Origin of the sequence: Isoptericola variabilis, from assembly GCF_050311655.1 — a bacterium.
GTDB lineage: Bacteria > Actinomycetota > Actinomycetes > Actinomycetales > Cellulomonadaceae > Isoptericola > Isoptericola variabilis.
Map to the genome: position 1 here is coordinate 377,725 of NZ_JBNOZM010000004.1, position 15,246 is coordinate 392,970.

Sequence of the window (15,246 nt, forward strand, 5' to 3'; positions counted from 1 at the left end):
TCCTTGTGGCGGTCGCCACACCAGGGTCCTAGCCTGATCGTCATGACCGACGACACGCGCTCCTACGCCCCGGACCTCGCACGGCTCACCGACGCCGCCGACGACTCGTTCTCCGTGCGCCGCGCGTACGGCGAGCCCTACGAGCACCAGGGGCAGCTGATCATCCCCGTCGCCAAGGTGTGGGGCGGGATCGGCACCGGCTCCGGGGGCGGCGCGGGCAACGGCTCCGCCAACGGCGCCGGCACCGGGTCGGGCAGCGGCTCCGGCCGCGGCACCGGCCAGGGCAAGGGGGACGGCAGCGCGCCGGGCTGGCGCCGGTCGTTCAGCATCGGCTCGGGCACCTCGGACGCCGACGCCGCCGAGGGCGCGGACGCCGCGACGGGCGAGAGCCCGCGCGGCGGCGGGTCCGCGCACGGCGACGCCTCCGGCGAGGCGCAGGGCGACGCCAAGGGCGAGCTGCAGGGCGAGGCCCACGGCGAGGGGCACGGCGAGGGCGGCGGCGGTGGCGGCGGCTACGGGCTGCGCGTCAAGCCGCTGGGCGTGTACGTGGTCTCGGCCGAGGGCACGCGCTACCAGCCGGTGCTGGACCTCAACAGGGTGATCCTCGGCGGGCAGGTCGTCGGGATCGCCATCGCGCTCGCCGCCGGGTGGGCGATCGGGCGGCGCCGCCGCTGACCGTCGTCCCGCGTCGGTCCGGCGGCCAGCCCTCCGGACCGACGAGAGGACGACATGACCACCCACGCCACCCCGACCACCACCACCCGCACCCCCGTCTGCACGCTTCTGGACGCGCCGCACCACGACGGCTCCGCGCTGTACGCCCCGGCCACGACGCCGGCGCTCGGCGACGAGGTGACGGTGCGCGTGCGCGTGCCGAAGGGGTCGGCCGTGCGCGACGTCCGCCTCCGGACCGTGCGCGACGGCGAGCCCCGCCTGCTGCCGGCCCGTCGGGACGGCGGCGACGCGCACGAGGACTGGTACGCGGCCGACGTCGTCGTGCACCACCCGGTGACGTCCTACCGCTTCTTCCTCGACGTGCCGGGCGGCTACCGCTGGCTCGACGGGCGCGGCGTGCACGACCGCGAGGTGCCCGACGCGGCGAGCTTCCGCCTCTCCACCCACGCCCCCGCGCCTGCGTGGCTGCGCGACGGGCTCGCCTACCAGGTGTTCCCCGACCGGTTCGCGCGCTCGGCCGCGGCCGACGGGCGCCCGACGCCCGCGTGGGCCGTGCGCGCCGGGTGGGACGACGAGCCCGCCGGCTCCGGACCGCTGGCCGGCACGCAGCTCTTCGGCGGCGACCTCGACGGCGTGGTCGAGCACCTCGACCACCTGCAGGCGCTGGGCGTGCGCACCCTGTACCTCACGCCCGTCTTCCCGGGCCGGTCGAACCACCGCTACGACGCCGCGACCTTCGACCACGTCGACCCGCTGCTCGGCGGCGACGCGGCGTACGCGCGGCTGGCCCGCGCCGTGCACGCGCGGGGGATGCGGCTCATGGGCGACGTGACGACCAACCACACCGGCGACGGGCACGAGTGGTTCGCCCGGGCGCTGGCGGACCCGGCCTCGCCCGAGCGCGACCTGTACCTGTGGGACGACGGCGGGCCGGACGTCGTGCGGCCGGACGGCGGGGACGCGTACGTCGGCTGGCTCGGGCACGGCTCGCTGCCGAAGCTCGACTGGGCGTCGGACGAGACGTGGCGTCGCATGGTCACCGGGGACGACGCCGTGATCGCGCGGTACCTGCGCGAGCCGTTCGCCCTCGACGGGTGGCGCGTCGACGTGGCGAACATGACGGGGCGGCGGGGCAGCGCGGACCGCACGCATGCCGTCGCGCGGGCGCTGCGCGCGCGCATCCTTGCCGAGCGGCCCGACGGCGCGCTGGTCGCGGAGCACTTCCACGACGCCGCCGCGGACCTGGCCGGCGACGGCTGGCACGCGACCATGAACTACGCGGGCTTCACCCGCCCCGCCTGGTCGTGGCTGGTGCCGGAGGGGTCGGACGTGCCGTTCCTCGACCTGCCCGTGCCGGTGCCGCGCCGCCCGGCGGCCGCGATGGTGGAGACGATGCGCGAGGTCGCGGCCCTGGTGCCCTGGGGCGTGACGGCCACGCAGTGGAACATGCTGAGCTCGCACGACACCCCGCGGCTGCGCTCGATCGTCGGCTCCCGCGAGCTGGTCGAGGTCGCGGCGACGCTCCTGTTCACGTACCCCGGCGCGCCGGTCGTGTTCGCGGGGGACGAGGTCGGCGCCACCGGCACGAACGGCGAGCACGCCCGCACCACGATGGCGTGGGACCAGGCCGCGCGCGGCGGCCCGCGGTGGGACACCGCCACGCTGGACGTCTACCGGCGCCTGTCCGCGCTGCGCTCGTCGTCGGCCGCGCTGCGCGACGGCGGGATGCGCTGGGTCGCGGTGCACGACGACGCCGTGGCCTACCTGCGCGAGACGCCGGACGAGCGGGTGCTCGTGGTGCTGGCCCGGGCGTCGTGGCCGGGGGTGCGGCTGCCGCGGCACCTGCTCGCGCCCGGCGCCGACCCGGAGGTGCTGTACGGCGGCCTCGGCGTCCGCGTCACCACCGACGGCCTCGACGTCGCCGGCGACGGGCCGGGCGTCGCCGTCGTCCGCCTGGTGTGACCCGCCGATCGGCCGCCTGTTCGGCACCGGGGGCGGCGTGGCAGCATCGGGGCGTGACCCGAGACCTGGAACGCATCGCGATCATCTCCGACGTCCACGGCAACCTCGGTGCGCTGGAGGCCGTGCTCGCGGACATCGCGGCGCGGGGCATCACCCGCGTGATCAACCTCGGCGACGACGCAGGGAAGGGGCCGCGCGGCAGCGCCGTCGTCGACCGGGTGCGCGAGGCCTGCGAGGTGAACGTCCGCGGCAACTGGGACGACTTCCTGCGCACGATCGGCGACGGTGACGACGACGGGCTGGTGTGGTGGCGCGACGAGCTGCGCCCCGACCAGCTCGAGTGGCTCGGCACCAAGCCGCTGAGCCACGACCTGCTGCTGTCCGGACGCCGGGTGCGACTGTTCCACGCGTCGGCCACGAGCGTGCACACGCGGGTGCACTTCCACCACACGCCGGAGGAGTTCGCGGGCATGTTCGCCGCGACGGAGCTCACCGGGCCGGGTCCGGAGCCCACCGTCGTGGGGTACGGCGACGTGCACGACGCCTACCTCGAGACGTACCGCGGGCGTGCCCTGTTCAACACCGGCAGCGTGGGCAACCCGCTGGACGACCCGACCCCGGTGTACGCGATCCTCGAGGGCGTCGCGGACTCCCCGGAGCCGGGGCCGTTCGGCATCCAGCACGTGCGGGTGCCCTACGACGTCGAGGCCGAGCTCGCCGTCGCGCGGGAGGCAGGCATGCCCCTGTACGCGGAGTGGGCGCAGGAGCTGCGGACGGCCGTCTACCGGGGCGCGGTCGCCTCCGCCTGACGCGCGGCGTCGAGGACGGCGCCGACGAGGGGCCCGTTCTCGGGCGCCGCGCCCCCGCCCGCGCCGAACCGCGATCGTGCGTAGCCGTACGCCACCCCCGAGCCCGGGTCGGCGAAGCCCAGCGCGCCCGCCGCGCCCGAGTGCCCGAACGCCCCGGCCGGGGCGTGGCCGAACCGCGAGGCGATGCGCTCGAACCCGGCGCCGAAGTGGTCGGGCTCGCCGGTCACGAGGTCGCGCCCGGTCTGCCGCGGCGCCGCCAGGCGGTGCACGGTGGCGGGCGCGAGGAGCGGCGCCCGGCTCGCGGAGCCGCTGATCGCCGCCGCGTAGAGGGCGGCGATCCCGCGCGCCGAGCCGAACCCGCCCGAGGACGACGGGCCGCCCGCGTGCACCCGCGGGTCCGAGGCGAGGGCGACGACGTCGGTGGGCACCGCGGCGTGCTGGTTGAACGCGAGGTCCATGAGGCTCGCGCGCTCGAGCGGCACGGCGGTGGTGGAGCCCGCGGGCGCGCCGGTGGCGCGGACGACGGGCACGAAACGGTCCCGCGCCGTCTCCGGCAGGCCGAGGTGCAGGTCGAGGCCGAACGGGGCGCGCACGCGCTCGGCGTACAGCTGCGCCAGCGTCGCGCCCGTCGCGCGGCGCACGACCTCCGCGACGAGGGCCCCGATGACCAGCGCGTGGTAGCCGTACCCGCTGCCGGGCCGCCACCAGGGGCGCTGCCCGGCGAGCCGGTCGGCGAGCGCGGCGTCGTCGGCGAGCTCGTCGACGGTGAAGCCGCCGGGCACGGCGACGAGGCCCGCGCCGTGGGACCAGAGCGTGCCGACGGTGACGTCGGCCTTGCCGGCCGCGGCGAACTCGGGCCAGTAGTGGGCGACCGGGCGCGCGAGGTCGACCGCGCCGTCCTGCACCGCGAGCGCCCCGACCAGGTGCGCGATCCCCTTGGCGACGGAGAACAGCCCGGTCACCGTGTCGGCGGAGGTGTCGGGGGCCCAGAGGTCGACGACGGTGCGGCCGTGGTGCCGGACGGCGAGCTGCGCGCCGGCGGGCTCCGGGTGGGCGGCGAGCGTACGGGCGAACGCGTCGCGCACCGGCTCGAAGCCGGGGGCGACGGTGCCGTGCACGACGGCGCCCGCGGCGACGGCGGTCATCGGACGGCCTCCGGCGCGTCGGCGCCGGGGTCGGTCGCCGGGCCGGACTCGGCGGCCAGCAGCTCGGCGATGGGGGCGAAGAACGCGGCGACCGCGGGGGAGTCCGCGCCGCGGCGTCGCGACTCGGCGAGGTCCTCGGGGCGGGCCCAGCGCACGACGTCGACCCAGGTCTCGTCGTCGAGCCGGACGAGCTCGGCGCCGAGGAAGCCCGGGCGGTGCGTGGCGAACGCTGCCACCATCCCGGCCCGGGCGGCGAGCAGCTCGCCGGCGCGCGCCGCCGGGACGCGGAACCGGGTGAGCTCGACGGTCACCGTGGCGGCGCCGTCCGGGCGGCCGGTGGGGAGGGTCATGAGGGTCTCCGTTCGTGGGACGTACGATGTGGTCGCGAGGTGGTCACCGATTCATATCGTCAACATAGGTGACTATATTCCCGCATTGCCACCGGAGGAGGAGATCCCGCATGGACGACCCCCGCGCGTCGCGCGCCGCGGCGAAGGCGGAGCACCCGGACCTCGGCGTGCTCGCGGGCCGGCTGCTGTTCGCCGTCCAGGGCGCGCTGTTCGGCCGGCTGGCCGCCGAGGGCTTCGACGACCTGCGGCCGCAGCACGGCGCCGTGCTGGCCTGGCTGGACGCCGACGGCAGCCGGGCGACCGACCTCGCGCGCCGCTCCGGCCAGCACAAGCAGGTGGTCGGCAAGCTGGTCGACGAGCTGGAGGCGCTGGGCTACGTCGAGCGGCGCCCGGACCCCGACGACCGCCGCGCCAAGCTCGTCGTGCCGACCGCCCGCGGGCGCCGCCAGATGGCCCGCTCCGACGCGATCGTCGCCGACCTCGAGGGCGAGCTCGGCGCCGCCGTCGGGTCCGAGGCGTACGCGCGGTTCGACGCCGGGCTGCGCGCGGTCGTCGAGGCCGCCGGGACCGTCGGCGGGCCTCGCTAGGCTGCCCCCGTGCAGACGTTCGAGCAGGGCGCTTTCGACGCCGACGTGCTGGGCCCGGCGGCGCGCCCGGACACGGGCGAGGAGTGGCTCGGGTCGTACACCGACGCGGACACCGAGCGCTGGTATCCGGAGCCGCCCAAGTCGAAGCACCGCACGGCGTTCGAGCGCGACCGGGCCCGCGTCGTGCACTCCTCCGGGCTGCGCCGCCTCGGCGCGAAGACGCAGGTGCTGGGGCCGGGCAGCGACGACTTCGTCCGCACGCGGCTCACGCACTCGCTCGAGGTGGCCCAGGTGGGGCGGGAGATGGGGCGCGCGCTCGGCTGCGACCCCGACCTCGTGGACACCGCCTGCCTCACGCACGACCTCGGCCACCCGCCGTTCGGGCACAACGGCGAGCGGGCGCTCGCGGAGGTCGCGGCGGGCATCGGCGGCTTCGAGGGCAACGCCCAGACGCTGCGGCTGCTCACGCGGCTGGAGCCCAAGATCTTCGCCGGCGACGGGTCGCCCCGCGGGCTCAACCTCACCCGCGCCAGCCTGGACGCCAGCGTGAAGTACCCGTGGGCGTTCGGCGCCGGTCCGGCCCGACCCGACGGCGCGCCGACGCCCAAGTTCGGCGTCTACCCCGACGACCGGCCCGTCTTCGAGTGGCTGCGCCGCGGCGCGCCGCGCGGCCGTGCGCGGTGCATGGAGGCGCAGGTCATGGACCTCGCCGACGACATCAGCTACTCGGTGCACGACGTCGAGGACGCGGTCGTGGGCGGCCGGCTCGACCTGCGGGTGCTCGACGACGCGGACGAGCGGGCGCGCGTCGCCGCGCACGTGCGCGCCTGGTACGGCAGCTGGCACGAGCCCGACGCGATCGACGCGGCGTTGTGCCGGCTGCGGGACACCGGCTACCTGGTGACGGACTTCGACGGCTCGCGCCGGGCCCTCGCCCGGCTCAAGGACGCGACCAGCCAGCTCATCGGCCGGTTCAGCGGGGCGGCGCAGGACGCGACGCGGGAGGTGTTCGGCGACGGCCCGCTCACCCGCTACGTGGCCCGGCTCGTCGTGCCGCAGGAGACGGCGGACGAGATCCTCGCCCTCAAGGGCGTCGCCGTGGCCTACGTCATGGCGCCGCGCGAGTCCGAGCCGGTCTACGGCGCCCAGCGCGAGATCGTCGGCGAGCTCGTCGACGTCCTGGCGGACCGCGCCCCCGACGTCCTGGAGGCGCCGTTCGCCGCCGACTGGCGGAACGCGGCCGACGACGACGCGCGGCTGCGCGTCGTCGTCGACCAGGTCGCGTCGCTCACCGACGTCTCGGCCCTGCAGTGGCACGACCGCCTGGTGCGGAACGCCTGACGGGCGGCCCTCAGGCCTGCTGCTGGGCCATCCAGGCGTCGCTGGCGCGCTGCACGTCGGCGGCGGTGACGTCGTCGGCCACCTGGGCGAAGAACCACCGGTGCCCGGCAGGGCAGCGCACGGCCGCCTGGCGGAACCCCGGGAACCAGTCGCCGGGCTCCTGCGTGCTCGTCGCCCCCGCGGCGACCGCGCGGGCGTGCGAGGCGTCGGCGTCGTCGACGTAGAGCGTGAACGAGCCGGTGGTGGCGCCGTCGGGCTCGGGCGCCACCGCTCCCTCGGCGGGGAAGGCGGCCGCCACGGTGAACGTCGAGCTCCCCGCGCGGGTCGAGATCCGCAGGTCGGAGTGGATGATCGCGTCCCCCGCGGTGATCGTGTCGATCACCTCGGCGCCGAGGCCGGCGACGTAGAAGTCGATGGCGGCGCGCGGGTCGGCGACCGTGAGGTTCGGGTGCAGCGGTGACAGGTCCATGGCTCTCCCTCCAGCGTGCGTCCGGGCGGTCCCGGTGTTCGCTCCCCATGCTGGTGTCGGTGGGTGGGGGCAGTCTTGGAGGAATGCGACAGGTGTTCGAACGACGTCCGGCCGACGGCGGCCCGCGGAGCCCGACGGCGACCACCCGCGGGCTGGTCGACCCGGCCGCGGCACGCGGCGGGTTCGCGCTCGTGCGCCTGGACCCGGCCCCCGACCTGGCGGACCTCGTGGAGCGGCACTGGATCGTCCGGTGGGACCTGCCGCCCGGGGCGGAGTTCACCCAGGTCGTGATCCCGCACCCGAACGCCAACGTGGTCGCCGAGGCGGACGGGTTCGCCGTCCACGGGATCCCCGGCGGCCTGTTCTCGCGGACCCTGCGGGGGACGGGCGCGGTGCTGGGCACCAAGCTGCGCCCCGGCGGGCTCCGGGTGCTCCTCCCGGGTCGGGACGCACTGCGCCCCGGCCTGGTGGTGCCGGCCGCCGCCGCGCTCACGGGCACGCCCGGACCGACACCGCGGGACGTCGAGGACGCCGGACGCCGTGCGGTGGGCGCCGCACGGGCCGGCGACGACGCGGCGGCGGTCGCGGCCGTCACCCCGGTGCTGCGGGCCGCGGCCGCGCGGCGCCGCACGCCGCGCGCCGCCGTCGCCCTCGACCGGGTCGCCCGCGTGCTCGGCGCGGTGGTCACGGGGGAGCTGGGCCCGGACGCCGGCGTCACGGACCTCGCCGACCTGGTGGGCACGACGCCCCGCTCGCTGCAGCGGCTCTTCGCCCAGTGGGTCGGCGTCAGCCCCAAGTGGGTCCTCCAGCGGCACCGGGTCCACCTCGCCGCCGACCTGCTCGCGGCGGACCCCGGGATGCCGCTCGCCGACCTCGCCGCCGCCGTCGGCTACTACGACCAGGCGCACCTCGGCGTCGACTTCGCGCGCGCCCTCGGCACCACGCCCGCCGTCTACGCGCGGCGGTGCGCCGCGTCACGGGCGGCCGCCGACCTGGTCACGTCGGGGCGCGCATAGACCCTGCATAGACTGAGCGCCGTGGCGGGACTGATCAAGCGCGAGGACGTGGAGGCGGTACGCGAGCGCGCACGGATCGAGGAGATCGTCTCCGCCCACGTCACCCTCAAGCCCGCCGGCGTCGGCTCCCTCAAGGGCCTGTGCCCCTTCCACGACGAGCGCACGCCGTCGTTCCACGTGCGGCCGGGCGTCGGGCGCTGGCACTGCTTCGGCTGCGGCGAGGGCGGCGACGTCATCTCGTTCGTCCAGAAGATCGACGGGATGGGGTTCACCGACGCCGTCGAGTACCTGGCCGACCGGGCCGGCGTGCAGCTGCGCTACGAGGACTCCCGCACCGGCGCCGCCGCCGACCGGGGGCCGCGCGAGGAGCCCGGCAGGCGGCAGCGCCTGATCGAGGCGCACCGGGTGGCCGCCGAGTTCTACTCCGAGCAGCTCTTCGGCCCGGGCGCGCAGGCCGGGCGCGCGTTCCTCGCGGAGCGCAGCTTCGACCGCGCCGACGCCGAGCGCTTCGGCGTCGGGTACGCCCCGACCGGCTGGGACGCGCTGCTGCGCCACCTGCAGGGGCGGGGTTTCACGCAGGCGGAGCTCGTCGCCTCGGGGCTCGTCAGCCAGGGGCAGCGCGGCATCTACGACCGGTTCCGCGGACGACTCGTCTGGCCGATCCGCGACGTGACCGGTGCGGTGATCGGGTTCGGTGCGCGCCGCCTGTACGACGAGGACCAGGGCCCCAAGTACCTCAACACCCCGGAGACGTCGCTCTACAAGAAGTCCCAGGTGCTGTACGGGATCGACCTGGCCAAGAAGGCCATCGCGCAGGGCAAGCGCGTCGTGATCGTCGAGGGCTACACGGACGTCATGGCGGCGCACCTGTCCGGGGTGGACTCCGCGGTCGCGACCTGCGGCACCGCGTTCGGCGGCGACCACGCGAAGGTGGTGCGCCGCCTGCTCGGCGACACCACGGCGGGCGGCGGCCTGCAGCTCGCGTCGGGGGCCTCGCTGGGCGGCGAGGTGATCTTCACGTTCGACGGCGACGCCGCCGGGCAGAAGGCTGCCGTGCGCGCGTTCGGCGAGGACCAGCGCTTCCACGCCCAGACCTTCGTCGCCGTCGAGCCCGGCGGCATGGACCCGTGCGAGCTGCGCATGGCCCGCGGCCCCGAGGCGGTGCGGGCCCTGGTCGACGGGCGTCAGCCGCTGTTCGAGTTCGTCATCCGCACCACCCTCGACACGTTCGACCTCGACACCGTCGAGGGGCGGGTCGGGGCCCTGCGCGCGGCCGCGCCGCTGGTCGCGGGGATCCGCGACCGGTCGATGCAGCTCGGGTACTCCCGGTCGCTCGCGCGCTGGATCGGCATCGACACCGAGGACGTCCGCCGCGAGGTGGCGCGGGCCGCGTCGACGCCGTCGCGCGGCTCGCGCCAGGACCAGCGGCAGGACCAGCGTCGCGACGCGCGCCCCGAGGCCGAGGCCGCCCCGGTCACGCCGGTGCTCGCCGCGCCCGACCCGCGCGACCCGGTGGCCCGGTTGGAGCGGCAGGCGCTGATCGTCGTCCTGCAGTACCCGCAGCACGTGCCGGCGTCGTTCGACGAGCTCGGCGAGGACGCGTTCGGGGTCCCGGCCTGGCGCGCGGTGCACGACGCCGTGCGCGCCGCGGGAGGGGTCGCGGCGGGCCGCGAGGTGGGCGGCGGCCGGTGGGTGGAGAGCGTCACCGAGCAGGCGCCCGAGACGGTCGCCCCGCTCGTTACCGAGCTCGCCGTCGCGCCGGTGCCCGAGGACCGCGAGTCCGTCATCGGGGCGTACGTGGCCGACGTCGTGCGCGCCCTCGTGGATCTCGGCCTCACGCGCCGCATCGCGGACGCGAAGAGCCGCCTGCAGCGTCTCGACCAGGAGAAGGACCCCGAGGCCTACCAGCAGGCCTTCACGGACCTGCTCGCCATCGAGCAGCAGCGGCGCGCCCTGCGGGAGCGCGGCGAGTCCTGAGCCCGCCGCAGGTCGTCACAGGGCCCGCGTGAGGAACAGCGAGTCGCCGTGGGCGGCGTCCGGCTCCACCCGGCCCGACTCGACGAAGCCGGTCTTCGCCAGTACCCGGAGCGAGGCCGCGTTCCAGGCGCGGACGGTGGCCCACAGGCGGCGGTGGCCGGACTCGCGCGCCCAGCCGACGACGGCCCCGACGGCCTCGGTGGCGTACCCCGCGCCCCGGGCGCGCCGGAGCAGCTCGTAGGCCACCTCCGGCTCGTGGGGGCCGACGGCTCCGTCGATCAGCCCGCAGTACCCGACGACGTCGCCCTCCTGCCGGCGCTCCAGGGCCAGGAGCCCGGTCCCCGGCGCGCGGGAGCCGTCGCGGATCCAGGCCTCCATCTCGTCGAGGGTGGGGCGGCCCGCCTCGTCGAGGCGGCGGTGCGGCGGGACGCGTGGGTCCCGCTCGGCCCACAGCTCGCGCTGGACGGGCGCCTCCTCGACGCGCCAGGGACGCAGCAGCAAGCGCTCGGTCTCGAGCTCGGTCTCCGGCCCCCGCGCCGACAGGACTCCCATCCGCCGACCCTAGCGGCCGGCGGACCGGGGCCCGGGTGCGTGCGTCAGCTCAGCGCAGGTGTCGCTCGAAGAACCGCCCCGCGTCCTCGCCGGCGAACGCGGGGACCCCGGTGTGGCCGCCGAGGTTGGCCTGCAGCGTCTTCTCCGTCGAGCCGAACGCGTCGAACAGGTCCAGGGCCGCCTGGCGGTCGTTGCCCTCGTCGTCCCACTGGAGAAGCACGTGCACGGGGATCGTGACGCGTCGGGCCTCCTCGAACGTGGCCCGGGGCACGTAGCTCCCGGCGAAGAGCCCGGCGGCGACGATCCGCGGCTCGACCACCGCGAGCCGGACGCCGACGGCGATCACGCCGCCGGAGAACCCGACGGGCCCGTCGATCTCGGGCAGCGCGAGGAGCGCGTCCAGGGCGGACCGCCACTCCGGGACGGCGTGGTCGACCAGGGGGAGGACCAGCCGGTCGACGACGTCGTCGGTGACGGGCTCGCCGGCGGCCAGCGCCCGGCGCAGGTCCGCGCGGGCCTGGTCGGCGCCGGGGAGAGGAGGGCGCTCGCCGCTGCCGGGGCCCTCCAGGGCGACCGTCGCGATGCCGGCGGAGGCGGTGTGCCGCGCCCGGTCCGCCAGCCGGGGATACATCCGGTCCATACCGAGCCCGCCGGGCTGGCCCAGCAGGACGAGGGGGGCGGGTTCCGACGGCGTGGCGGACGGCGGCGTCCAGAGGATGCCGGGGATCCCCGGGGCGTCGCCGAGGGTGAAGCGGCGCTCGAGGACGCCGTCGTCGAGCTGCTGCTCGGTGGTGAAGGTCAGGGTGGAGCTGGGTGCGGTGTGCACGGTCGTGCCTCTCGGGAGTGCTCGGTGGACGGCGCTCCCGGGCGACCTACCGCCCGACCATGACTCCGCGGGGGAGCACCTGTGTCGCTACGTTCACGGGTACCACCTCCAAGCTCTGTCTCGCACGGCCGCCGCGAGGCTAGCAGCGGCCGCGGCGCGTCCTCAACGAGTTTTCGGCCACGGTCCCGGTCAGCAGGCCGGCGCGAGGCTGCCGTGCACCATCGCCCGGGCGAGGCGTCGGGTGGTGGCGGCGTCGACGGGGACCGCGCCGGTGACCAGCGTGAGCAGCGCCCCGCCGTACAGCAGGACCAGGGTGGGCACGGCCGCCGGGTCGACGTCGAGGCCGGTGTCCGCGTGCATCGCGGCGGTGAGGTCCGACGCCTGGGTCGCCAGGCCGGCGAGGGCCTGGGCGAGCGCGGGCCGGCGACGAGCCTCGAGCTGGAGCTCCGCGATCGCGAGGTAGCGGTCGCGGTGCCGCGTCGCGGCGTCGAGCAGCGAGGCGGCGAGGAGGTCGGTCATCCGCTCGAGCGTCGCGGCGCGGCCGTCGTCGCCGGCGAGCCGGCCGGCACCCCACGGCTCGGCCGTCACGGACGCCTCGGTGGCGGCGCGGGCGTCGGCGAGGTGCAGCTCCACGATGCGCCGTGCCGTGGCGACCAGCAGCTCCTCGCGGCCCCGGAAGTAGTTCGCCGCGGTCCCGGCGGGGAGGCCGGCGGCGCGCTCGACCGAGCGGTGGCTGAGGCCGTGGACGCCCGCGTCGACGAGCAGGCCGATGGCGGCGTCGGTCAGCGCGCGGCGTCGCTCGGGGTTCGTCCGGGGCACGTGCGCCAGTATGGCAAGATCGATACCACTACGCACGTGGTGGTATCGGCACGGAGGATCGAGGACGGCATGACGGGGACGGCGATCGTGGTCGGCGGCGGCATCGGCGGGCTCGCGTCCGCCGTCGCGCTGGCCGAGGCGGGCTGGGGCACGACCGTGCTCGAGCGGGCGCGCGAGCTGGGCGAGGTCGGCGCCGGGGTGGCGCTCACGCCGAACGCGGTCGCCGCGCTGGGCGGCCTCGGGTTCGACGACGAGGCGGTGGCCGGCCTCGGCCCGCGCACCTGGGCCACGGGCACGTGGGACGCCCGGGGCCGACCGATCCTGCGCCTGCCCGACGACCCCGGCCTGCGCGCGACCACGGCCCTGCGCGGCGTCCACCGGGCGCGCCTGCACGGCGCGCTGCTGGACCGGGCCCGCGCGCTCGGTGTCGACGTCGTCACCGACGCCCGCGTCACGACCGTCGTCGCGGGCGCCCCGGGCGGCGAGCGCGCCGTCGTGCACCACGCGGACCGCGCGGGGGCGGAGCGGGCGCGGGAGGCCGAGCTCGTCGTCGGCGCGGACGGCGTGCGCAGCGCGGTGCGGGCCGCGCTGTTCCCGGGCCGGCGGCCCGTGTACTCGGGGTTCTCCAGCTGGCGCGCGGTGGTGCCGGGCCTCGACGCGGGACCGGGCCTGGCGCAGTACTGGGGCCCGCACGCCGAGTTCGGCACGATGCCCGTGTCCGACGGCGCGACCTACTGGTACGGGTACGTGCGGATGCCCGCGGGCACGCGCCTGGACGACGAGCACGCGGCCGCCACCGCGCGGTTCGCGGACTGGGCCGACGAGGTCCGCCGGGTGATCGCCGCGACGCCGCCCGGCGCCGTGATCCGGCACGACGTGCTGCACCTGCCCGGCGGGCTGGCGCGCTACGTGCGGGGCCGCGTCGTGATGGTCGGCGACGCGGCGCACGCGACGGTCCCGACGATGGGCCAGGGCGCGGCCACCGCCCTCGAGGACGGCGTGTGCGTGGGCCGGATCGTGGCGGCCCGCGTCGCGTCGGGACAGCCGCTGGGCGAGGCGCTCGCGGCGTACGACGCCGCCCGTCGGCCGCGGTGCCGGGCCCTCGCCCGTGCGTCAGTGGCCAGCGGCCGGTTCGGCTCCCACCTGGGGCCGCGCGGGCAGGCGCTGCGCAACGCGGTGATGCGGCGCGTGCCGGCCGCCGCCGTCACGCGAGGTGCGCGCGCCGTCATGGGCTGGACGCCGCCCGCCCTGCCGTGAGCGGTCAGGCGGCCGCCTCGGCGCGGGCGCGGCGCTCGCGGGCCTCCTGCAGGTCGGCGGGCATGAGCGTGGCGAGCACGACGAGCACGACGGCCACGCCCACCAGGAGCACGAAGACGAGGTGGATCGCGGACATCAGCCCCGGGCCCACGGGCGTGCCGTCCGGGCCGAGGGTCGTGCGCGCGTTGACGATCGCGCCGCAGACGGCCACGCCCACCGCGGAGCCGAGCGACCGGGCGAACATGTTGGTGCCGGTCACCGCGCCGCGCTCGGTGAACGACGCCTGCGACTGCGCGGCGATGAGCGTCGGCACGGCGGTGAGGCCCATGCCCGCGCCGATGACGAAGCAGGCTCCCGCGACGGCGAGCACCGACGTCCCGGAGGCGAGCAGCAGCGTGAGCGACGTGCCGACCACCACGAGCGACGTCCCGATCACGGCCGTGTACCGGAAGCCGATCCGGAGGTAGAAGCGGCCCGCGTTGGACGCCGACAGCGGCCAGCCGACGGTCATCGCGGCGAGCGCGAAACCCGCGACGAGCGGGCCGGTGCCCAGCACGCCCTGGGCGTAGATCGGCACGTACGTGGACAGGCCGAGCACCACGACGCCCACGAGCAGCGAGACCGTGGTCGAGACGCCCACCACCCGGCGGCGCAGGATGGCGAGGTCCACGATCGGGTGCCTGGTACGGCGCGCCTGCACGGCGAAGGCGGCTAGCAGCAGCACCGCGACGGAGAAGACCACGACCGAGGGCAGCGAGCCCCAGCCCCAGCGCGTGCCGCCCTCGAGCAGGCCGAGCAGCAGCATCGTGCTGCCGCCCGCGAGGAGCGTGGCGCCGAGGTAGTCGATCGGCTCTCGCTCACCCGTGCGCGGGGCCTCGTGGTAGCGGCGCGCGAGCATCCCGGCGGCGAGCGCGCACAGCGGGACGTTCACCCAGAAGATCCAGCGCCAGCTCGTGAACTGCGAGAACACGCCGCCCAGCGTCGGTCCGACGACGGCCGAGATCGCCCACACGGACGCGAGGTAGCCCTGGGTCTTCGCCCGCTCCTCCAGGGTGTAGATGTCCGCGGCGATCGTCATCGACACCGGCATGACGGCCCCCGCGCCGAGCCCCTGCAGCACCCGCCCGGCGATCAGCACGCCCATCGTGGGCGCGGCGCCGGCGAGCACCGACCCGGCGAAGAACAGCGCCACGCCGGCGAGCATCAGGCGCTTGCGACCGAGCACGTCGGCCAGCCGCCCGAACACCGGGGTGCTCACGGCCTGGGCGAGCAGGTAGGTGGAGAACAGCCAGGGGAGCTGGTCGAAGCCGCCCAGCTCGCGCGCGATCGTCGCCGACGCGGTGGCGATGATCGTCGAGTCGAGCGCGACGAGCGCCGTCGACAGCATCAGGGACAGCAGGATGGGGCCGCGCTCGGAGCGCAGGCCGACGGAGGCATGACCGGTCGTGGGCACGTGAGGCA

15 protein-coding genes are annotated in these 15,246 nt (G+C 76.6%); 8 read left to right on the forward strand and 7 right to left on the reverse strand.

The annotated features are described in order from the left end of the window. Nucleotides 1-42: 42 nt before the first annotated feature. From ACQP60_RS11565 to ACQP60_RS11575, 3 genes are read left to right on the forward strand one after another with little or no spacing between them, the layout of a single operon-like run. Nucleotides 43-675 (forward strand): hypothetical protein, encoded by a 633-nt coding sequence (locus ACQP60_RS11565; protein ID WP_429732405.1) that lies wholly within the window; start codon nt 43-45, stop codon nt 673-675. 54 nt (nt 676-729) lie between these two features. Then, nucleotides 730-2,637, forward strand: a complete 1,908-nt coding sequence (locus ACQP60_RS11570) for a glycoside hydrolase family 13 protein (RefSeq protein WP_429732406.1) — start codon at nt 730-732, stop codon at nt 2,635-2,637. Between the two features lie 53 nt (nt 2,638-2,690). Beyond that, nucleotides 2,691-3,446, forward strand: coding sequence for a metallophosphoesterase family protein (locus ACQP60_RS11575; RefSeq protein WP_429732409.1), 756 nt, complete (start codon nt 2,691-2,693; stop codon nt 3,444-3,446). Here the strand turns inward: ACQP60_RS11575 and ACQP60_RS11580 are convergent. Then, a complete protein-coding gene (locus ACQP60_RS11580) occupies nt 3,419-4,591 on the reverse strand; it encodes a serine hydrolase domain-containing protein (protein WP_429732412.1) in 1,173 nt (390 codons plus the stop codon). The genes ACQP60_RS11575 and ACQP60_RS11580 overlap by 28 nt on opposite strands. Then, nucleotides 4,588-4,941 carry an antibiotic biosynthesis monooxygenase family protein gene (locus tag ACQP60_RS11585; RefSeq protein WP_429732415.1) on the reverse strand — a complete coding sequence of 118 codons (354 nt, stop codon included), beginning with the start codon at nt 4,939-4,941 and terminating at the stop codon, nt 4,588-4,590. Before ACQP60_RS11585 ends, ACQP60_RS11580 begins: the two co-directional genes overlap by 4 nt. Before the next feature lie 110 nt (nt 4,942-5,051). Here ACQP60_RS11585 and ACQP60_RS11590 point away from each other — a divergent pair, with 110 nt between their 5' ends. Together ACQP60_RS11590 and ACQP60_RS11595 are read left to right on the forward strand one after the other, a co-directional pair. Beyond that, entirely contained in the window at nt 5,052-5,528 is a 477-nt protein-coding gene (locus tag ACQP60_RS11590; protein ID WP_429732418.1) for a MarR family winged helix-turn-helix transcriptional regulator, read from the forward strand. A 48-nt stretch (nt 5,529-5,576) separates the two neighbouring features. Then, a complete protein-coding gene (locus ACQP60_RS11595; RefSeq protein WP_429732723.1) occupies nt 5,577-6,869 on the forward strand; it encodes a deoxyguanosinetriphosphate triphosphohydrolase in 1,293 nt (430 codons plus the stop codon). A 10-nt stretch (nt 6,870-6,879) separates the two neighbouring features. Here ACQP60_RS11595 and ACQP60_RS11600 read toward each other — a convergent pair whose 3' ends face one another. Then, complete coding sequence (locus ACQP60_RS11600; protein ID WP_429732421.1) at nt 6,880-7,338, reverse strand: VOC family protein; 459 nt, start codon at nt 7,336-7,338, stop codon at nt 6,880-6,882. A 92-nt stretch (nt 7,339-7,430) separates the two neighbouring features. On the opposite strand from ACQP60_RS11600, the gene ACQP60_RS11605 reads away from it, so the two are divergent. Then, the gene (locus ACQP60_RS11605) at nt 7,431-8,354 is read left to right on the forward strand and encodes a helix-turn-helix domain-containing protein (protein WP_429732423.1); all 924 of its coding nucleotides are present in this window, start codon (nt 7,431-7,433) and stop codon (nt 8,352-8,354) included. A 21-nt stretch (nt 8,355-8,375) separates the two neighbouring features. Next, nucleotides 8,376-10,331, forward strand: a complete 1,956-nt coding sequence (dnaG, locus tag ACQP60_RS11610; RefSeq protein ID WP_429732426.1) for a DNA primase — start codon at nt 8,376-8,378, stop codon at nt 10,329-10,331. Nucleotides 10,332-10,346: 15 nt separating this feature from the next. Here the strand turns inward: dnaG and ACQP60_RS11615 are convergent, their stop codons facing one another. From ACQP60_RS11615 to ACQP60_RS11625, 3 genes are all read right to left on the reverse strand, one after another. After that, on the reverse strand, nt 10,347-10,883 hold the full coding sequence (locus ACQP60_RS11615; RefSeq protein WP_429732429.1) for a GNAT family N-acetyltransferase: 537 nt from the start codon (nt 10,881-10,883) through the stop codon (nt 10,347-10,349). Between the two features lie 49 nt (nt 10,884-10,932). Continuing rightward, nucleotides 10,933-11,709, reverse strand: coding sequence for an alpha/beta fold hydrolase (locus ACQP60_RS11620; protein WP_429732432.1), 777 nt, complete (start codon nt 11,707-11,709; stop codon nt 10,933-10,935). A gap of 189 nt (nt 11,710-11,898) precedes the next feature. After that, nucleotides 11,899-12,528, reverse strand: a complete 630-nt coding sequence (locus tag ACQP60_RS11625; RefSeq protein WP_429732435.1) for a TetR/AcrR family transcriptional regulator — start codon at nt 12,526-12,528, stop codon at nt 11,899-11,901. A 69-nt stretch (nt 12,529-12,597) separates the two neighbouring features. On the opposite strand from ACQP60_RS11625, the gene ACQP60_RS11630 reads away from it, so the two are divergent. After that, nucleotides 12,598-13,785 carry an FAD-dependent monooxygenase gene (locus ACQP60_RS11630; protein WP_429732437.1) on the forward strand — a complete coding sequence of 396 codons (1,188 nt, stop codon included), beginning with the start codon at nt 12,598-12,600 and terminating at the stop codon, nt 13,783-13,785. A 4-nt stretch (nt 13,786-13,789) separates the two neighbouring features. On the opposite strand, the gene ACQP60_RS11635 is transcribed toward ACQP60_RS11630, so the two are convergent. Further along, nucleotides 13,790-15,238 carry an MDR family MFS transporter gene (locus tag ACQP60_RS11635; RefSeq protein ID WP_429732440.1) on the reverse strand — a complete coding sequence of 483 codons (1,449 nt, stop codon included), beginning with the start codon at nt 15,236-15,238 and terminating at the stop codon, nt 13,790-13,792. Nucleotides 15,239-15,246 lie beyond the last annotated feature (8 nt).